At 68.9% G+C, this 16,673-nt stretch carries 20 protein-coding genes, 1 pseudogene and 1 riboswitch; of the genes and pseudogenes, 8 read left to right on the top strand and 13 right to left on the bottom strand.

From position 1 onward, the window contains the following. Positions 1–5: 5 nt before the first annotated feature. Together Bsp3421_RS33530 and Bsp3421_RS33525 are read right to left on the bottom strand one after the other, a co-directional pair. Positions 6–1,670, bottom strand: coding sequence for an FAD-dependent oxidoreductase (locus tag Bsp3421_RS33530; protein ID WP_274001375.1), 1,665 nt, complete (start codon positions 1,668–1,670; stop codon positions 6–8). Positions 1,671–1,687: 17 nt separating this feature from the next. Then, a complete protein-coding gene (locus Bsp3421_RS33525) occupies positions 1,688–2,644 on the bottom strand; it encodes an MBL fold metallo-hydrolase (protein WP_274001373.1) in 957 nt (318 codons plus the stop codon). Positions 2,645–2,902: 258 nt separating this feature from the next. Here Bsp3421_RS33525 and Bsp3421_RS33520 point away from each other — a divergent pair, with 258 nt between their 5' ends. Continuing rightward, positions 2,903–3,712 carry an EAL domain-containing protein gene (locus tag Bsp3421_RS33520; RefSeq protein WP_274001372.1) on the top strand — a complete coding sequence of 270 codons (810 nt, stop codon included), beginning with the start codon at positions 2,903–2,905 and terminating at the stop codon, positions 3,710–3,712. 12 nt (positions 3,713–3,724) lie between these two features. On the opposite strand, the gene Bsp3421_RS33515 is transcribed toward Bsp3421_RS33520, so the two are convergent. After that, a complete protein-coding gene (locus Bsp3421_RS33515; RefSeq protein WP_274001370.1) occupies positions 3,725–4,129 on the bottom strand; it encodes a GFA family protein in 405 nt (134 codons plus the stop codon). Positions 4,130–4,185: 56 nt separating this feature from the next. After that, a complete protein-coding gene (locus Bsp3421_RS33510; RefSeq protein ID WP_274001368.1) occupies positions 4,186–4,977 on the bottom strand; it encodes an IclR family transcriptional regulator in 792 nt (263 codons plus the stop codon). A gap of 76 nt (positions 4,978–5,053) precedes the next feature. Between Bsp3421_RS33510 and Bsp3421_RS33505 the strand changes: the two genes are divergently transcribed. Next, positions 5,054–6,241: an acyl-CoA dehydrogenase gene (locus Bsp3421_RS33505; RefSeq protein WP_274001367.1), complete on the top strand. Its 1,188-nt coding sequence runs from the start codon at positions 5,054–5,056 to the stop codon at positions 6,239–6,241. A gap of 52 nt (positions 6,242–6,293) precedes the next feature. Here Bsp3421_RS33505 and Bsp3421_RS33500 read toward each other — a convergent pair. Together Bsp3421_RS33500 and Bsp3421_RS33495 are read right to left on the bottom strand one after the other, a co-directional pair. Beyond that, positions 6,294–6,625, bottom strand: a pseudogene (locus Bsp3421_RS33500) (IS4 family transposase); the annotation flags it as partial. 157 nt (positions 6,626–6,782) lie between these two features. Beyond that, positions 6,783–7,421 (bottom strand): peroxiredoxin, encoded by a 639-nt coding sequence (locus Bsp3421_RS33495; RefSeq protein WP_252982962.1) that lies wholly within the window; start codon positions 7,419–7,421, stop codon positions 6,783–6,785. A gap of 315 nt (positions 7,422–7,736) precedes the next feature. On the opposite strand from Bsp3421_RS33495, the gene Bsp3421_RS33490 reads away from it, so the two are divergent. The 3 genes from Bsp3421_RS33490 to Bsp3421_RS33480 all read left to right on the top strand — a co-directional run bounded on the left by Bsp3421_RS33490 (position 7,737) and on the right by Bsp3421_RS33480 (position 9,027). Beyond that, positions 7,737–8,039 carry a DUF883 family protein gene (locus tag Bsp3421_RS33490; protein WP_274001364.1) on the top strand — a complete coding sequence of 101 codons (303 nt, stop codon included), beginning with the start codon at positions 7,737–7,739 and terminating at the stop codon, positions 8,037–8,039. Between the two features lie 113 nt (positions 8,040–8,152). Beyond that, complete coding sequence (locus Bsp3421_RS33485; RefSeq protein WP_274001363.1) at positions 8,153–8,539, top strand: phage holin family protein; 387 nt, start codon at positions 8,153–8,155, stop codon at positions 8,537–8,539. Positions 8,540–8,634: 95 nt separating this feature from the next. Further along, entirely contained in the window at positions 8,635–9,027 is a 393-nt protein-coding gene (locus tag Bsp3421_RS33480; RefSeq protein WP_274001361.1) for a DUF3318 domain-containing protein, read from the top strand. 45 nt (positions 9,028–9,072) lie between these two features. Here the strand turns inward: Bsp3421_RS33480 and Bsp3421_RS33475 are convergent, their stop codons facing one another. The 7 genes from Bsp3421_RS33475 to glyA form a co-directional block, all read right to left on the bottom strand. After that, positions 9,073–9,522, bottom strand: coding sequence for a type IV pilin protein (locus Bsp3421_RS33475; RefSeq protein WP_274001359.1), 450 nt, complete (start codon positions 9,520–9,522; stop codon positions 9,073–9,075). Beyond that, on the bottom strand, positions 9,522–10,277 hold the full coding sequence (locus tag Bsp3421_RS33470) for a hypothetical protein (protein ID WP_274001357.1): 756 nt from the start codon (positions 10,275–10,277) through the stop codon (positions 9,522–9,524). The genes Bsp3421_RS33475 and Bsp3421_RS33470 overlap by 1 nt, the downstream gene beginning before the upstream one ends. Before the next feature lie 154 nt (positions 10,278–10,431). Continuing rightward, a complete protein-coding gene (locus Bsp3421_RS33465) occupies positions 10,432–11,208 on the bottom strand; it encodes a PilW family protein (RefSeq protein WP_274001355.1) in 777 nt (258 codons plus the stop codon). After that, on the bottom strand, positions 11,205–11,576 hold the full coding sequence (locus tag Bsp3421_RS33460) for a type IV pilus modification PilV family protein (protein ID WP_274001353.1): 372 nt from the start codon (positions 11,574–11,576) through the stop codon (positions 11,205–11,207). Before Bsp3421_RS33460 ends, Bsp3421_RS33465 begins: the two co-directional genes overlap by 4 nt. After that, entirely contained in the window at positions 11,573–12,115 is a 543-nt protein-coding gene (locus Bsp3421_RS33455) for a GspH/FimT family protein (RefSeq protein ID WP_274001351.1), read from the bottom strand. The genes Bsp3421_RS33460 and Bsp3421_RS33455 overlap by 4 nt, the downstream gene beginning before the upstream one ends. A gap of 167 nt (positions 12,116–12,282) precedes the next feature. After that, positions 12,283–12,756: a transcriptional regulator NrdR gene (gene nrdR, locus Bsp3421_RS33450; protein WP_274001349.1), complete on the bottom strand. Its 474-nt coding sequence runs from the start codon at positions 12,754–12,756 to the stop codon at positions 12,283–12,285. A 12-nt stretch (positions 12,757–12,768) separates the two neighbouring features. Beyond that, a complete protein-coding gene (gene glyA / locus Bsp3421_RS33445) occupies positions 12,769–14,016 on the bottom strand; it encodes a serine hydroxymethyltransferase (protein ID WP_274001346.1) in 1,248 nt (415 codons plus the stop codon). A 141-nt stretch (positions 14,017–14,157) separates the two neighbouring features. Beyond that, a riboswitch (ZMP/ZTP riboswitch) is annotated at positions 14,158–14,257 on the bottom strand. A 231-nt stretch (positions 14,258–14,488) separates the two neighbouring features. Here glyA and Bsp3421_RS33440 point away from each other — a divergent pair. From Bsp3421_RS33440 to tolQ, 3 genes are all read left to right on the top strand, one after another. Next, entirely contained in the window at positions 14,489–15,235 is a 747-nt protein-coding gene (locus Bsp3421_RS33440; protein WP_274001344.1) for an SDR family NAD(P)-dependent oxidoreductase, read from the top strand. Positions 15,236–15,313: 78 nt separating this feature from the next. Beyond that, complete coding sequence (ybgC, locus tag Bsp3421_RS33435) at positions 15,314–15,790, top strand: tol-pal system-associated acyl-CoA thioesterase (protein WP_274001343.1); 477 nt, start codon at positions 15,314–15,316, stop codon at positions 15,788–15,790. Positions 15,791–15,991: 201 nt separating this feature from the next. Then, entirely contained in the window at positions 15,992–16,669 is a 678-nt protein-coding gene (gene tolQ, locus Bsp3421_RS33430; RefSeq protein ID WP_274001342.1) for a protein TolQ, read from the top strand. Positions 16,670–16,673 lie beyond the last annotated feature (4 nt).

The raw sequence follows: 16,673 nt of genomic DNA, 5'->3' as shown, positions 1-16,673 counted from the left end.
CGGTTTCACGCGGCGCAGATCGCGCGCGCCAGCGCGGCGCGCACCGCGCCCGCGTCGAGCGCGCGCAGGCGCGCACAGACGTGCTGGTCCGGCCGCAGCAGATAGAAGGTGCCGGGCCGCGCGTCGTAGCGCCGCGCGGCGAGGCCGTCGGGATCCTCGAGCACGTCGACGCCGTCGGCCGTCCCGCCCTCGCCCGCCGGCACCACCAGCACCGGCGCGATCGGCAGCGCATGGCCGCGCAGCGCGTCGACGAGTGCCGGCGCATCGGCCAGCGCGCCGAACAGCAGGCCCGTGAAGCCGTCGCCGAGATGGCGCAGCAGCCAGGCGTCGCCGTGCGCCGCGCGCACCGGCGCGTCGGCCGCCGCCGCGCCCGGGACGAGCGGCCCCGCGAACGCGTCGCCGGGCCGATCGGCCGTGTTGAGCGGCGAATCCGCGAGCACGGCCGGCACCGACAGGCGTCCGCTGTTGACGAGCCGGCGCGCGAATTCGCAGTCGCGCGCGAGCGTCAGCGTCGCGTCGCGGAACACGCGCGAGATCGCGCTCTTCGGCGTGATGAAATCGGTCGCGCGGGTCGAATGGCGGATGTTCTCGTCGGCCGCGTACTCGCGCTCGCTCGCGTAGCTGTCGAGCAGCCGCTCGGGTGCGCGGCCGTCCAATACCAGCGCAAGCTTCCAGCCGAGGTTGTCGGCATCCTGCACGCCACTGTTCGCGCCGCGTGCGCCGAACGGCGACACGCCGTGCGCCGCATCGCCCGCGAACAGCACGCGGCCGTGGCGGAAATGCGCGATGCGCTGGCAGCGGAACGTATAGACGCTCACCCATTCGAGCGTGAAATCGACGTCCGGCCCGAGCAGCGCGCGCACCCGCGGGATCACCCGCTCCGGCTGCTTCTCGGCGACCGGATCGGCGTCCCAGCCGAGCTGGAAATCGATGCGCCACAGGTTATCGGGCTGGCGGTGCAGCAACACCGACTGGTTCGGGTGGAACGGCGGGTCGAACCAGAACCAGCGTTCGGCCGGGAACGGCGCGTTCATGCGCACGTCCGCGATCAGGAAACGGTCCTTGAAGGTGCGGCCGGCGCTGTCGAGGCCGAGCATCGCGCGCAGCGCGCTGCGCGCGCCGTCCGCCGCGACCACGTAGCGCGCGCGCAGCGTGCGCGGGCCGTCGGGCGTGTCGACCGCGACTTCGACGCCATCGGCCGTCTGCGCGAGCCCCGTGACCTTGTGCCGCCAGCACAGCGCGAGATCGGGCAGCTCGGCCGCGCGCTCGGCCAGGTAGCCCTCGACGTAGTACTGCTGCAGGTTGATGAACGCGGGTCGCGCATGGCCCGGCTCCGGCAGCAGGTCGAACGCGTAGATCAGCGCGTCGCGCAGGAACACCTTGCCGACCTGCCAGCGCACGCCCTTCTCGACGAAGCGCTCGCCGCAGCCGAGGCGGTCGAAGATCTCGAGCGTGCGTTTCGCGAAGCAGATCGCGCGCGAGCCGCTCGACAGCGTGTCGTCGTCGTCGAGCAGCACGACGGGCACGCGCTGGCGCGCGAGGTCGATCGCCGCGGCGAGCCCGACCGGGCCCGCGCCGACGACGATCACCGGCAGCGGCGCGGCCGCCGCGTCGCGGGAGGCCGCGCACGGGCGGTATGCGAACTTCAGCGTCTGGTAGTCGATGCTCATGATCGCCGCCGCGCCGCTCAGCCTTCGAGCGTCTGCCACATCTCGCGATCGCGCTCCGCGGTCCAGATGCGCGGGTCGGGATAGCCGGTCGCCTCGTCGTAGGCGCGGGTCACGTCGAACGGCATGCAGTGATCGAAGATCACCCAGTCGCCGAAGCCCGGCTTCAGCGCCGCGAACGTGTCCTTGTAGATCGCATTGAGATCGCGCCCCTCGGCCGCGCCCGCCTTCACGCGCGCGTACAGCTCGCTCACGAACGCGCGCGTGCCGGCGAGCCCGTCCGCCACTTCCTGCGGCGTCTTGAGCGCCGCGCCGCGGCCCGGCACGAGCTTCTCCGGGCGCAGCGCCGCGATCGCGTCGAGCGTGTGCGGCCAGTCCTGGAAGTAGGCGTCGCCCGCGTACGGCGTCGCGCCGTACTCGACCAGATCGCCCGACAGCAGCACCTTCTCCTGCGGCAGCCAGACGACCGTGTCGCCCTTGGTGTGGCCGCGCCCGAGCTGCATGATGCGGACCTCGAGCTTGCCGAGCCACAGCGTCATCTCGCCGCGGAACGTCAGCGTCGGCCAGGTCAGCCCGGGCACCGACTCGACCGAGCGGAACAGGCGCGGAAAGCGCCCGATCTCGCTCTTCATGTCGGCCTCGCCGCGCTCCACGATCAGGTCGCGGGTGTCCTGGCTCGCGATCACGTGGTCCGCGCCGTACGCGGACGCGCCCAGCACCCGCACCGCGTGATAGTGCGTGAGCAGCACGTACTTGATCGGCTTGTCGGTGACCTCGCGGATCCGGCGGATCACGTCCTGCGCCATCACGGGCGTCGCCTGCGTATCGGCGACCAGCACCGCGTCGTCGCCGATGATGATCCCGGTGTTCGGGTCGCCCTCCGCGGTATAGGCGTAGGCATGCTCGGAGAGGCGCTCGAACGTCACCTTCTTCTCCGCCAGGTCCGCCTGCGATGCAAATTTCTTCTCGACCGCCATGTCTCGCTCCTTGCTCCGTATTGAGGGGAAATGCCGTGACGACGTGGCGCGCCGCGCCGTCCGCGTATTGATCTACGACAAGTGCCGGAATTTACGCATGGTAAAACGAATTACGATTAGTGAAATCAACGTATACCCTGAGCGACGAAGGCCGACCCCGATATCCTTATCAGCAATTCGCCGAGCCGTTCCCGATTGGCGCTGCTAATATCAGTAATACGGCGGCCACTTCGGTCGCCTTTCTTCCATCCGGAGTCCATGATCGCGCCCACCATTCCCGAGCTGGTCGCCCGCGCCGGCGCGCTGCCGTTCCTGCGCGAACACCTCGCGCTCGACGACGGGGCCCGGGTCGCATGCGCCCGGCTGCGCGGCCTCACACTCGACAGCGCCTACGAGCCGATCTACGACGTGACGATGCCGGGCGCGCCGCAATCGACGTCGTTGTCGGACACGATCGAGCGGTTTGGTGACGAATTGGGTTTCCAGGCGGTGACACAGGTGGGCGGCGCACCGTTCGATCCGTTCGACGCGGTGATCGACGACCAGTCGCTCGTCGCGCTCGACCGCCTCGCGCGCTGCCTGCACGCGATCAACTTCTTCGGCGCGCAACGCCACGGGCTGCTGTTCCTGCGCGTGCACGAGCGGCTGCTGAAGAGCGTCAAGTACGACCACGGCAAGCATTTCTCGTCGGTGCTGACGAGCTTCGGCCTGCACCCCGAGCGGATCGTGATCGAGCTGCCCGCCGTCGCGGTCGCGCACAAGACCTTCCTCGGCTACCTGACGAAGAGCTACCAGCATCACGGCTTCAAGGTCGCGGACAAGCTGCCGGACCCGGGGCGGATCCTTGCGGTCGAATCGGACATGGCGCGGCCGGACTACATCAAGATGGATGCCGCGATCGCGTTGCGCGACGGGATGGTGAAGGCATTGGTCGCCTATGCGCAGCGCGTGCACATCCCGCTGATCTTCGACCAGGTGGCCGACGAGGCGCAGTTCGAGCTGCTGCGCCAGCACGACGTGCGGCTGATGCAGGGGCCGGTGTTCTCGCATCCGGCCACGGCGACCTGAGCGGCGCGCGGTTCAACCCTCGCCGTCGTGTTTCGGCAGGTCGTCGGCGATCTCGAGCCCGGGAAAACGGCTCGCATACCAGATATGCCAGGCGGGGCGCACGCGCGACGGATCGTCGAGCGTCGCGTAATTGACTTCCACAGTGCCGGGCGCGTCGTGACGCCGGAATTCGAGCTGCGTGCCGCACTCGGCGCAGAAACGGCGCATGCCCCACGCGCTCGACGGATATTCACGCGGCACGCCGCGCAGATAGACGAACGCGCCGGCCGGCACCGACGCCGAGGCGAGCAGCGCCGCGCCCGTCGTGCGCTGGCACAGGCGGCAGTGGCAAAAGCCCGCGTCGGCCGGCACGCCGGCGATCCGATAGCGGATCGCGCCGCAGGCGCAGCCGCCCTCCAGTTCTTCCCGTTCCGTCATGCCGCCTCCCGCCGTTGGCCCGCGCCCGCCCACGATACCGCAACGGTTTCGCGCCGTCAGGCCGGCTGGCCGAAACGCCGGGCGAGCGCGCGCAGCTTCGGGCCGATCCGGTTGCGGAACACCGCCTCGCTCATCGACGAGGCCGGCCCGCTGCAGCTCAGGATCAGCCAGCGCCCTTCGCGCGGTTCGCGGAACGGCACCGCGGCCGCGTTCACGTCGTCGTGCCAGTCGCGAAACGAATAACAGCAGCCGGTGGCCGCGAATTCGTCGACCGCCCGCCGCGCCGCCTCGATCTGCGCGGCGGCCGCGCGCCCCCCGCCCGCCCCCTTGCGCAGCTCCGCGAACAGCGCCTCGCGCACCTCGACGGGCTGCACCGCGAGATAGGCGCGCCCCATCGAGCTGGTCAGCATCGACAGCCGCGAACCGGCCGCGAGGCCGAGCGTCAAGGCGGTCTCGCTGCGGATCGTCTCCAGATAGATCATGTCGAGGCCGTCGCGGCAGCCGAGCGACACCGCCGCGCCGATCTCGCGCGCGAGCGCGCGCAGGTGCGGCCGGGCCAGTTCGAGCACGTCGGCGCCCGCCAGCAGCGCATAGCCGAGCGACAGCACGCCCGTGTCGAGCGCGTACTTGCCGAGCGCGTCGTCGTAGCGCAGGTAGCCGAGCACGGACAGGGTGTACGCGAGGCGGTTGACCGTCGCCTTCGGCAAGCCGGTGCGCTCGACGAAATCGCGGTTGCCGAGCATCGTCTCGCCGGGCCGGAACGCGCGCAGCAGATCGAGCCCGCGGGCCAGCGCGACGACGAACTTGCGTTCGTCGAGCGGGGTGTCGTCCATGGTCGAAAGAATCATCGGGTGCTACACTGAGTGCAATTTGCAAAACATTGTTCCGCACTGCGGAACTTCAGTCAAGCGAGGAGATGAGACGATGGCCGCTGCAAGCTTCCACTGGGACGATCCACTGCTGCTCGACCAGCAGTTGGGCGAAGACGAACGCATGGTGCGCGACGCCGCGCACGCCTACGCGCGCGACAAGCTCGCGCCGCGCGTGACCGAATCGTTCCGTCACGAGCGCACCGACGCGGCGATCTTCCGGGAGATGGGCGAAATCGGCCTGCTCGGGCCGACGATCCCCGAGCAATACGGCGGCCCGGGCCTGAACTACGTGAGCTACGGGTTGATCGCGCGCGAGGTGGAGCGCGTCGATTCGGGCTATCGCTCGATGATGTCGGTACAGTCGTCGCTCGTGATGGTGCCGATCCACGAATTCGGCTCCGAGGCGCAGAAACAGAAGTACCTGCCGAAGCTCGCGAGCGGCGAATGGATCGGCTGCTTCGGCCTGACCGAGCCGAACCACGGCTCGGATCCGGGCAGCATGGTGACGCGCGCGAAGAAGGTGCCGGGCGGCTACGCGCTGTCGGGCGCGAAGATGTGGATCACCAATTCGCCGATCGCCGACGTGTTCGTGGTGTGGGCAAAGCTGGAGGAAGACGGCCGCGACGCGATCCACGGCTTCATCCTCGAACAGGGCTGGAAGGGCCTCAGCACGCCTGCGATTCACGGCAAGGTCGGCCTGCGCACGTCGATCACGGGCGAGATCGTGCTCGACGAGGTGTTCGTGCCGAAAGAGAACCGCCTGCCGAACGTGACCGGCCTGCGCGGCCCCTTCACCTGCCTGAACTCGGCGCGCTACGGCATCGCGTGGGGCGCGCTCGGCGCGGCCGAATCCTGCTGGCACACCGCGCGCCAGTACGTGCTCGACCGCCACCAGTTCGGCCGCCCGCTCGCCGCGAACCAGTTGATCCAGAAGAAGCTCGCCGACATGCAGACCGAGATCACGCTCGGCCTGCAAGGCGTGCTGCGGCTCGGCCGCATGAAGGACGAAGGCACGGCCGCCGTCGAGATCACCTCGATCATGAAGCGCAATTCGTGCGGCAAGTCGCTCGACATCGCACGGCTCGCCCGCGACATGCTGGGCGGCAACGGCATCTCCGACGAGTTCGGCGTCGCTCGCCATCTCGTGAATCTCGAGGTGGTGAACACCTACGAGGGCACGCACGACATCCACGCGCTGATCCTCGGGCGCGCGCAGACGGGCATCCAGGCGTTCTTCTGAGCGACGCCCCGCTTCCGCATGAAAAAAGCGCCGCTGTCAGCGCTAATGCCGTTCAGTTAAGGTTCTTTCCTAGGAAGCGGACGGGATAACGAGCAGGACGGGACTTGACGGCCCGATCGCATTTGCGATCGGGCCGTTTTACGTTGATGAGCAGCTTGAGGTGTGCGCGAAGTCGCCTGAGGACGGCGGGCAGCTTGGCGAAGGCAGGCGTACGCGCGGCCCACATCATTTCGTGCTGGATGAGATGGCGCGAGCGAACGAAGCTGAGTTCGCTCGGTTCGCACTTGGCCTCGAAGGCAGCGCAAGCCATTTCGCGACGAATCAGGTTGTAGGCGATCAACGCCCCCCGATTGCCTGGTAGATGCCGTCGACGGTCCGGCTGCGATCCAGCATGAAGATCGGGTGGTCGGTCAGCATCGCGTCAAACGCGAGCAGCTTGGCCCGCCGGTTACAACTCCAACCCCAAAAGAAAATGCCGTTCAGGTCTTAACTGAACGGCATTACCGGCATGCCGGGGGTTTTTCTTTCCGGACGGCGCCGCTTACTTGTTCGGCTGCGGCGTGAGACGCAGGTACGGACGCAGCGCCTTGTAGCCCTTCGGGAAGCGCTGCTTGATCTCGTCCTCGTCCTTCAGCGACGGCACGATCACGACATCGTCGCCGTCCTTCCAGTTGCCCGGCGTCGCGACCTTGTAGTTGTCGGTCAGCTGCAGCGAATCGATCACGCGCAGCACTTCGTCGAAGTTGCGGCCGGTGCTCGCCGGATAGGTGATCGTGAGGCGCACCTTCTTGTTCGGGTCGATCACGAACAGCGAACGCACGGTGAAGGTCTCGCTCGCATTCGGGTGGATCATGTCGTACAGCTGCGAGACCTTCCGGTCGCCGTCCGCGATGATCGGGAAGCCGACGCTCGCCGCCTGGGTCTCGTTGATGTCGTTGATCCAGCCCTGGTGCGACTCGACGCTGTCGACCGACAGCGCGATCGGCTTCACGTTGCGCTTCGCGAACTCGTCCTTGAGCTTCGCGGTCAGGCCCAGCTCCGTCGTGCACACGGGCGTGTAGTCCGCCGGATGCGAGAACAGCACGCCCCAGCTGTCGCCGAGCCATTCGTGGAACTTGATGCGGCCGAGGCTCGAATCCTGCTCGAAATCCGGGGCGGTGTCGCCAAGACGTAGACTCATGTTGCAGCTCCTTGATCGGTGCGTGGGCGGAATCCGCGCGCACGGCGCGCACGGGGAATAGTCGAGCTTACGGGAACCTGCGCGCGGCGCGAACGATTATTCCGTCAGATATTCATATATTTTTGTCATTTTTGCCGACGCGGTAAGCCATGCCGGAAACTTTTTCGTTCCGGATCAAGTCTTTATCACTTTTGCAGGCCGATGACTCGGCGTGAAAACGCCGCGCGCCCACGATCGACCGGGTTCGCTCGCCAGCGGGCACGGGTTTCGCTAGGATGTCGGGGTGCGGTACGCTGCAGCATGAAGGGAGTCGCAATGTCGGAAGTCAACAAGGAGAAACTGATGTCGGATATCAAAACCGTTCTCGCGGATGCAGAAGATCTGTTGAAACAAGCCGCAAGCAGCACGGGCGACCGGGCGACCGAACTGCGCGAGAAGGCGCTGTCGCGCCTCAAGCAGGCAAAGGAAAAAGCGGCTGACGTGCAGGTCGTCGTGGTCGAGAAGGGCAAGAAGGCCGTCCGCGCGACCGACGACTACGTGCACGAGCATCCGTGGACCTCGATCGGCATCGCCGCGGGCGTCGGCGTGCTGGTCGGCCTGCTGATCAACCGCAAGTAACGCGCCGCCGCGCAGGCCGACGCCTGCCGCACTCACCCCGGTGTCCGGCCGGCGCCCCGCGCCGCGGCCGGTTCCGGGCTGGCCGTCCCCCGCCCGCGCCCACTGCTTACCCCATGACAGACACCTCATCGTCCTCGTCCGCGCACGGTCCGCTGCGCCGCCTGCTGGGTTCCGTGTTCGCGCTGCTGCAAACGCGGCTCGAACTGATCGGCATCGAACTCGCCGAAGAAAAAGAACGCCTGCTGGCCGTGCTGTTCCTCGGTCTTGCCGCGATGATGCTGGCGACCATGGCGCTCATCAGCCTGACGGTGCTGATCGCGATCGCGTTCTGGGACACCTACCGCTGGCAGGCGCTTGCCGGCCTGACTTCGCTCTATGCGATCGCGGGGCTCGTCTGCGCGCTGAAGGCGCGCGCCGGCCTGCGCGATGCGCCGAGCGTGTTCGAGACCACGCTGAACGAGCTGGAAAAAGACCGCGCGCTGTTCCGCGGCAAATCCTGATCGCGCGTCGCGCGCCTTTCCACTTTTCTCGCCCACGCGCCATGAGCCAATACGAATCCGGCCAACCGTTCCGCCCGCCGTCGTCCAGGCGGCCGATGAGCGCGGCCCAGCACCGCGCGCTGCGCAAGGAACTGCTGATCCTGCGCTCCGACGTCGAGCGCCTGGAATTTGCCCAGGCGGGCGCGGAGCTGCGTCAGGCCGTCACGCATTTCAAGTGGCTGAAACTGCTGCTGCCGAATTTCTCGGGCGGCCCGCTCGGCCGCTCCGCGAAGGGCGTGAACGCGAGCCTCAACACGCTCGTCAGCCAATATCCGTTGATCAGCTCGATCGTCTCCGCCGCGCTCGCGCGGCCCATGCGCTCGCTGCTCGGCGCGGGACTGAAGCCCGCGATCAAGTGGGGCGCCCTTGGCCTCGCCGGCTGGGGCGCCTACCAGGCCTGGAGACAGATGCGGTCCGCCGATCGGACGGGCGACGACGCTAACGCGTAGCCAGTCGTCGCGACGGCGCCCGCCTCGTGCTGCGCCGTTCGTTGTTCAGCGCGTGGACCAGCAGCCGTCGGGCATCACCGAGGGATCACCAGCGGCGCGGTTCTCGCGGACGCCATCCGCGTGCAGGACATAGATGCCGCACGCATCGTCGCGCATCGCGCCACCGGGGCTCGGGCGGGCTTCGAGCGTGTAGCTCCCCGTCCCGCTCTCGGGTGCGCGCAGCACGAGTTCATAGACGGCCCGCCCATGCGCGGGAACACGGTCGAATCCGTCGGGCAGACGCGCCGGCAAACCCGTCTCGAGCATCTCGACATGGTGCGCGGCCCGATACAGCGCCGCCATCGCATCGAACCTGTGCCCCCGTGCGATGTGATGCCGGTAGGATGGCACCGCGAATGCAGCCAGGACCGCCGCGACGGCAAGCACGATCATCAGCTCGACGAGCGACACGCCACGACGCAGGCGCGCCGGGCTGCGCGAGACGACGACGCGCATCAGCCGCCGCCCTGCACGATGCGCCGCCAGCGGCGCACGACGCGTTCGCCGTCCACTCTGATCTGCGCCTGCAGCCATTCGACCGTCGCCCGCGTCGCGCCGATGCCGCGCGCGGTGATCAGTTCGCCGCTTGCCGGCGCGCCGCTGCGCTCGATCACGCAGCTCGGGGGCTGCGCGGCGTCGGGCCACGCGGCAAACGGACGAATGGCAGCGGCGGCATCGAACGCACCGGGCTGTCTCCATTGCGCGAGCCCGCGCGCCGGATCGGAGGCATGCGGTCCGTCGACCTCGGCGAGGTCGACGGCAGACATGCCACCGTTTGCCGCGCCGCCGGCATGATCGCCGCGCAGAACGGCGCTCACGCAGGCGTCCAGCGCGGCGTCGGCCGCACGAAACGCGATCGCGCGGCTTGCAAGGCCGACGCCGCGCCGGGCTTCGACGAGTGCGATCTCGAACCACGCGGCAGTCAGCGCCAGCAGCGCCGCCATCACGGCCAGCACGACGGGCAGCGCCATGCCTTTCGACGGAGCCGCGCGCACGACACGAGCGTGATGCCTGCCCCGCCACGCAACGCGCACGGCGACGTCGCCCCGCTTCGCCGCCTCCTGGTTGCGGATCGCAACGCGATGACGCGACACGAGCCGCGCCCGCGGGTCGCGAGCCGCCTGCACGCGCCCGTTGCGCAATCGATGTAGCGCACCGCACATCCAATGGACCGACCGCGCAACGTGCACACTGACATCGGCCTGCTTCATGCCGCCTCCTGGTTGCGGATCGCAACGCGATGACGCAACACGAGCCGCGCCCGCATATCGCGAGCCGCCTGCACGCGCCCGTTGCGCAATCGATGTAGCGCACCGCACATCCAATGGACCGACCGCGCAACGCGCTTACTGACATCGACCCGCCTCATGCCGTCTCCTGGTTGCGGATCGCAACGCGATGACACAACACGAGCCGCGCCCGCGTGTCGCGGGCCACCTGCACGCGTCCGTCGCAATCCGTGTAACGCATCGACCGCCCACCGAGCGCCCCGCGCACCTGCACGCACACCTCGACCGCCATCACCTCGCGCCACCGCCCCGCGATCGAAGCCGCATCGCGCCAGCCGTCCACGCCGCGCAGCCGGTAGCGCAGATGCAACTGCTCGACGCCCTCGACGAGCGGCTGCCCGACGCCGGGCCGGCCACTGCCGTCGCAATACAGTTCGGGCTCGCCAGTGGACGCGCTGACGCGCGCGTAGTACCGGTTGACGACGAGCGCCGTCGCGCCCACGCCCTGTCCGAGGCAATCGGACGCCTGCCCCGCCGCGGTCGGCCAGGTGCTCAGCGCATCGCCGACATAGCGAACCAGCACCCCATCCGACCCGCCCGCGAGCGGCGCGCACGCGGGATCGGCGTCCGCGCCCACCGGCCGCCCCCGCGCGCAGCCGAACAGACCGGGAACACCGGCCAAGGCGGTATCCGGAGGCGCAAACCCCGCCATCTGGAGCTGTGCGCTCACGATCTCCAGCGCGGACTGGGCGGCATCGCGCAATCGCGCGGCGTCGGCCGCCGCCGCATAGGACAGCTTATGGGCACGGTACAGCGCGAAAGCCGCGCCGCTGATCACGGCCGCGAGCGTCATCGCGATCAGCCATTCGAGCAGCGCATGCCCGGTATTGCGCGTACTTCCCGGCGCTTTCATCGTTCCGCTCCGCCAGCAGCGAACGCCAGCGCCACGCATTCGCGCGCGCCGCCGTCACAAGCGCCCGCCGCGCCGCGCGCGCGCCGCAGCGTGACGATCCGCACGCCGGGCCCCGCGTCGGCGAAGCCGACCCGCGCCTCCAGCCACGCGGCCGGCGCATCGTGCATGCCTTCCGCAATACGCCCGCGCGCCATCTCCGCGTAACTGTCGGCGGCCAGCAGCGCATGCGCACGCCACGCCGCCTGCTGCGCGCCGCGCGCGACCGACAACTGCGCGGCAGCAACCCCGAGCGCGGACACCGCGAGCACCCCCATCGCGATCATGACTTCGAGCAGGGCCATGCCCCACTGCGCCGTCGCGCGCATCATTCGCACCGTCCCCGCGCGAGCCGGGCACGCCCGCCCGCGGCAATGCGCAGGCACCAGCGCGCATCCGGATCCTCGTCCGACCGCCCCCGCGATGCGAATTCGAAGCGGCGAAAGTCGCCGATCAGCTGCCCGGCCGGCGGCGTGAAGACCAGCGCGCGCGCCGCACCGCTCACGGCCACCCGCGCATCGCCCACGCTCCGTCTGAGCACCCGCGGCTGCCCGTCCGGACCAAGCGCGGCCACGGTCCAGCCACACGACCAATCGGTCTCGCCCGCCGCACAGCGCCCGCCCGCCTCGCAGCCAACGCCCGTCCCGCCGCGGCACAGCACGACGCGCAGGCCGAGCCGGATCGCCTCGCCGCGCGCCTGCGCGAGCGACGCGAGCATCAGCCGCGCCTGCACGTCGACCCGGTCCCGCATCCGCCATGCGACGAGCGAGGGCACGGCGAACGCGGCCGCGGCCGCCGCGAGCGCCAGCACGACCCACCACTCGATCATCAGGAAACCCGTCGCCCGCCGTACACCGCCGCCGTTTCGCATCGCCCGCCTCCCGCGCTTCGATGCATCGACTCTAGCGAGGCGCAGGCATGCGCACCATCGGCCGAACGGCCGACTGGCGCGACAACGCGGCCGTCATGACGACGACGTGCTCGAACGGATCGATACAGGGAGGGAACTGCGGAAGAGACTGCGGAAGAAAACGCGCGTCAGCGCTTGCGCGGCGGCTTGGAAGGCGGCCGGAATTCCTCGATGACGTCCGCGAATTCGGACACATCCTCGAAGCGGCGATACACGGAGGCGAAGCGCACGTAGGCGATCGTATCGAGCCCGCGCAGCTCGTTCATCACCAGTTCGCCGAGCTTGTCGCTGCGAACTTCGCGTTCGCCCGTGGCGAGCAGCTGGTATTCGATGCGGGCGACCGCCGCGTCGATCGCGTCGGCCGCAACCGGCCGCTTGCGCAGCGCCAGTTGCATGCTCGCGACGAGCTTGCGGCGGTCGAATTCGGTGCGGCTGCCGTCCTTCTTCACGACGGACGGCAGGGCCAGCTCGACCCGCTCGTACGTCGTGAAACGCTTGTCGCATGCCGAGCAGCGACGGCGCCGGCGGATCGCGGCGCCGTCTTCGGACACGCGCGAATCCACCACTTGCGTGTCGTCATGCCGGCAGAACGGGCAGCGCATGGCCGGCCGGGATCAGCGATAGACCGGGAAACGGCGGGTCAGCTCGGCGACCTGCGTCCGCACGCGTTCGAGCGTGGCCGCGTCTTCCGGGTTGTCCAGCACGTCGGCGATCAGGTTGCCGACCGTCTCGGCTTCCGCCGGGCCGAAGCCGCGCGTGGTCATCGCCGGCGAACCGAGGCGGATGCCCGAGGTCACGAACGGCTTTTCCGGATCGTTCGGGATCGCGTTCTTGTTGACCGTGATGTGCGCCGCGCCGAGCGCCGCTTCCGCCGCCTTGCCCGTGATGTTCTTGGCGCGCAGGTCGACCAGCATCACATGGCTCTCGGTGCGGCCCGACACGATGCGCAGGCCGCGCTTGACGAGCGTCTCCGCCAGCACGCGCGCGTTCTCGACCACCCGCTGCTGGTAGGCCTTGAATTCCGGCGAAGCGGCTTCCTTGAACGCCACCGCCTTGGCCGCGATCACGTGCATCAGCGGACCGCCCTGGATGCCCGGGAAGATCGCCGAGTTGATCGGCTTCTCGTACTCGGCCTTCATCAGGATCACGCCGCCGCGCGGGCCGCGCAGGCTCTTGTGGGTGGTGGTCGTGACGAAATCGGCGTGCGGCACCGGGTTCGGATAGACGCCCGCGGCGATCAGGCCCGCGTAGTGCGCCATGTCGACCATGAAGTACGCGCCGACCGATTTCGCGATCTTCGCGAGGCGCTCGAAATCGATCTTCAGCGCGAACGCGGACGCGCCCGCGACGATCAGCTTCGGCTTGTGTTCCTGCGCGAGCTGCTCGGCCGCGGCGTAGTCGATGTCCTCGCCTTCGTTCAGGCCGTAGCTGACCACGTTGAACCACTTGCCCGACATGTTGACGGGCGAGCCGTGCGTGAGGTGGCCGCCGTGCGCGAGGCTCATCCCCATGATCGTGTCGCCCGGCTTCAGCATGGCGAAGAACACGCCCTGGTTCGCCTGCGAGCCCGAATTCGGCTGCACGTTCGCCGCTTCCGCGCCGAACAGCTGCTTGATGCGGTCGATCGCGAGCTGCTCGACCACGTCGACATACTCGCAGCCGCCGTAGTAGCGCTTGCCCGGGTAGCCTTCGGCGTACTTGTTGGTCAGCTGCGACCCCTGCGCGGCCATCACGGCCGGCGACGTGTAGTTCTCGGAAGCGATCAGCTCGATGTGTTCTTCCTGGCGGCCGTTCTCCTGCTGGATCGCCTGCCAGATTTCAGGATCGACGTTCGCGATGGTGCTTTGGGCTCTGTCAAACATACGGGTTCCGTTAAGTGTGTACAGGTTTGACCGGGGGCGACCGGGTGCATCGCGGCGCCGGCGAATGGCCAGCTCGACGTAGCGGAGGATTCCGGGAGACGCGAGACAGGACAGCCACCGGCGATGCACGCGATCGCGCGCAACGGCTGCCCAGGCGAACGGCAAAAACGGCACCCTGCGCTTCACGGTGGGACGCTCCACCTTGAACCCGGAGGTTCTATCGCCAGTCACGCAGGGGGTGATGAGCGCGTTAGTTTATTGGATGCGTCCTGAATAGGCAACCGCCCGTCCGCCCCGCCCTTTAATCAGGGTCAGGTCTACGGACGCCATCCGGCGGGCACCGCGCGGTCGCCCACGCCGGTCGCCCACGCCGGTCGCCCACGCCGGTCGCCCGGCTTGCCGCAGCGCGGCAATGCCGGTAGGCTGACGCGTGCCTTCCCGAGTTTCCCGTTACCGACCAGGAGCAGCAGCAATGATCGTGTTCGTCACCGGCGCGTCCGCAGGATTCGGCGCCGCCATCGCCCGTGTCTTCGTCAAGGGCGGCCATCGCGTGGTCGCCACCGCGCGCCGCAAGGACCGTCTCGCCGCGCTCGCCGCCGAGCTCGGCGACGCGCTGCTGCCGATCGAGCTCGACGTGCGCGACCGCGCGGCCGTCGAGGCCGTCCCGGCCGCGCTGCCGGCGGAGTTCGCGGCGCTCGACGTGCTCGTCAACAACGCCGGCCTCGCGCTCGGCGTCGAGCCCGCGCACCAGGCGAACCTCGACGAATGGCAGACCATGATCGACACCAACTGCTCGGGGCTCGTCACGGTCACCCGCACGCTGCTGCCGGGCATGGTCGCGCGCGGCCGCGGCCACGTCTTCAACCTCGGCTCGGTCGCGGGCAGCTATGCGTACCCCGGCGGCAACGTCTACGGCGCGACCAAGGCCTTCGTCCGGCAGTTCAGCCTGAACCTGCGCGCCGACCTCGTCGGCACGCCGCTGCGCGTGACCGACATCGAGCCGGGCCTGTGCGGCGGCACCGAGTTCTCGAACGTGCGCTATCGCGGCGACGACTCGAAGGCCGCGAACGTCTACGCGAACGTCGCGCCGCTGACCGCCGAGGACATCGCCGACACGATCTACTGGATCGCCACCCGCCCCACGCACGTGAACATCAACACGATCGAGATGATGCCGGTCGCGCAGGCGCCCGCCGGGCTGACCGTCCACCGCGGCTGACGCCCGCGGGCGGCGGCCCGCAGAACCGGTTTCGCGGGCAACATTCGGTTACGAACCGGGCCGGCCCGTTCCGGTAGAATGCGCGCCATGAATCCGCCCAACCGACCGTCCGAAGCAGCAGCCGACTTCGCCTGGCCGATTCGCGTGTACTACGAGGATACCGACGCAGGCGGCATCGTCTTCTACGCGAACTACCTGAAGTTCTTCGAGCGCGCGCGCACCGAATGGCTGCGCGCGCGCGGCGTCGATCAGGCGCGCCTGGGCGACGAGACGGGCGTGATCTTCATCGTGCGCGGCGCGACGCTCGACTACCATGCGCCCGCGCGGCTCGACGACCTGCTCGCGATCACCTGCCGGGTCGAACGGCTGGGCCGCGCGTCGCTGGACTTCGAACAGCAGGCCTGGCTCGGCGACACGCTGCTCGCCAGCGCCCACGTGCGCATCGGCTGCGTCGCGCGCACGACGATCCGGCCCGCCGCGGTGCCGCCGCCCGTGCTCGACGCGCTGCGGCGCGGGCCCGCCGCGCGGTGCGCCGTGTCAACGGCGTCCGCCTGAGCGCCGTTTAGACAAGGCCGATGAACTCGCCTGCCCAAATCGCTACTAAACAAGGTTCGGCGGGACGCCAGGCGGCGCCCCGCCCGACGGCCTGCCGCGCGCCTCGCCCCATGCGAAGCGCGCGCCGGTCCGCGCCGGCCGGGCGCTCCTGACCGGGCGCCTGCGGCCGGTCTCCCCCGAAGGGACGTAACTCAAACCTCTATGAACACTTCTCAAGACCTGTCGATCATTTCCCTCATCCTCAACGCGAGCGTGCTGGCGCAGGCCGTGATGGGGCTGCTCCTCGCGCTGTCGCTGATGTCGTGGACGTTCATCTTCCGCAAGTGGTTCGCGATCCGCCGCGCGCGCGCGCAGACCGAGCGTTTCGAGCGGGACTTCTGGTCGGGCGGCGATCTGCAGGCGCTCTACCAGAGCGCGGCGAACAACCGCCACACGATCGGCGCGCTCGAACGCATCTTCGAATCGGGCATGCGCGAATTCCTGAAGGCGAAGGAGAAGCGCCTGAACGATCCCGGCCTGATCCTCGACGGCGCGCGCCGGGCGATGCGCGCTTCGTTCCAGCGTGAAATGGACGTGCTCGAGGCCAACCTGTCGTTCCTCGCGTCGGTGGGCTCGGTGAGCCCGTACATCGGCCTGTTCGGCACGGTCTGGGGGATCATGAACTCGTTCCGCGGCCTCGCGAACGTGCAGCAGGCGACGCTCGCGAACGTCGCGCCCGGCATCGCCGAGGCGCTCGTCGCGACCGCGATCGGCCTGTTCGCCGCGATCCCGGCCGTGGTCGCGTACAACCGCTACGCGCACGACATCGATCGCCTCGCGATCCGCTTCGAGACCTTCATCGAAGAATTCTCGAACATCCTGCAACGCCAGGCGCAATAAGGAG

Origin of the sequence: Burkholderia sp. FERM BP-3421 (assembly GCF_028657905.1) — a bacterium.
In the GTDB taxonomy this organism is placed as follows: domain Bacteria; phylum Pseudomonadota; class Gammaproteobacteria; order Burkholderiales; family Burkholderiaceae; genus Burkholderia.
The sequence above is the reverse complement of the archived record's forward strand: the minus strand, read 5'-3'. Positions and strand labels throughout refer to the sequence as shown.

Coding starts and splice junctions, on each gene's coding strand:
- Bsp3421_RS33530 (WP_274001375.1), bottom strand. CDS start 1,670: ATGAGCATCGACTACCAGACGCTGAAGTTCGCATACCGCCCGTGCGCG.
- Bsp3421_RS33525 (WP_274001373.1), bottom strand. CDS start 2,644: ATGGCGGTCGAGAAGAAATTTGCATCGCAGGCGGACCTGGCGGAGAAG.
- Bsp3421_RS33520 (WP_274001372.1), top strand. CDS start 2,903: ATGATCGCGCCCACCATTCCCGAGCTGGTCGCCCGCGCCGGCGCGCTG.
- Bsp3421_RS33515 (WP_274001370.1), bottom strand. CDS start 4,129: ATGACGGAACGGGAAGAACTGGAGGGCGGCTGCGCCTGCGGCGCGATC.
- Bsp3421_RS33510 (WP_274001368.1), bottom strand. CDS start 4,977: ATGATTCTTTCGACCATGGACGACACCCCGCTCGACGAACGCAAGTTC.
- Bsp3421_RS33505 (WP_274001367.1), top strand. CDS start 5,054: ATGGCCGCTGCAAGCTTCCACTGGGACGATCCACTGCTGCTCGACCAG.
- Bsp3421_RS33495 (WP_252982962.1), bottom strand. CDS start 7,421: ATGAGTCTACGTCTTGGCGACACCGCCCCGGATTTCGAGCAGGATTCG.
- Bsp3421_RS33490 (WP_274001364.1), top strand. CDS start 7,737: ATGTCGGAAGTCAACAAGGAGAAACTGATGTCGGATATCAAAACCGTT.
- Bsp3421_RS33485 (WP_274001363.1), top strand. CDS start 8,153: ATGACAGACACCTCATCGTCCTCGTCCGCGCACGGTCCGCTGCGCCGC.
- Bsp3421_RS33480 (WP_274001361.1), top strand. CDS start 8,635: ATGAGCGCGGCCCAGCACCGCGCGCTGCGCAAGGAACTGCTGATCCTG.
- Bsp3421_RS33475 (WP_274001359.1), bottom strand. CDS start 9,522: ATGCGCGTCGTCGTCTCGCGCAGCCCGGCGCGCCTGCGTCGTGGCGTG.
- Bsp3421_RS33470 (WP_274001357.1), bottom strand. CDS start 10,277: ATGAAGCAGGCCGATGTCAGTGTGCACGTTGCGCGGTCGGTCCATTGG.
- Bsp3421_RS33465 (WP_274001355.1), bottom strand. CDS start 11,208: ATGAAAGCGCCGGGAAGTACGCGCAATACCGGGCATGCGCTGCTCGAA.
- Bsp3421_RS33460 (WP_274001353.1), bottom strand. CDS start 11,576: ATGATGCGCGCGACGGCGCAGTGGGGCATGGCCCTGCTCGAAGTCATG.
- Bsp3421_RS33455 (WP_274001351.1), bottom strand. CDS start 12,115: ATGCGAAACGGCGGCGGTGTACGGCGGGCGACGGGTTTCCTGATGATC.
- nrdR (WP_274001349.1), bottom strand. CDS start 12,756: ATGCGCTGCCCGTTCTGCCGGCATGACGACACGCAAGTGGTGGATTCG.
- glyA (WP_274001346.1), bottom strand. CDS start 14,016: ATGTTTGACAGAGCCCAAAGCACCATCGCGAACGTCGATCCTGAAATC.
- Bsp3421_RS33440 (WP_274001344.1), top strand. CDS start 14,489: ATGATCGTGTTCGTCACCGGCGCGTCCGCAGGATTCGGCGCCGCCATC.
- ybgC (WP_274001343.1), top strand. CDS start 15,314: ATGCGCGCCATGAATCCGCCCAACCGACCGTCCGAAGCAGCAGCCGAC.
- tolQ (WP_274001342.1), top strand. CDS start 15,992: ATGAACACTTCTCAAGACCTGTCGATCATTTCCCTCATCCTCAACGCG.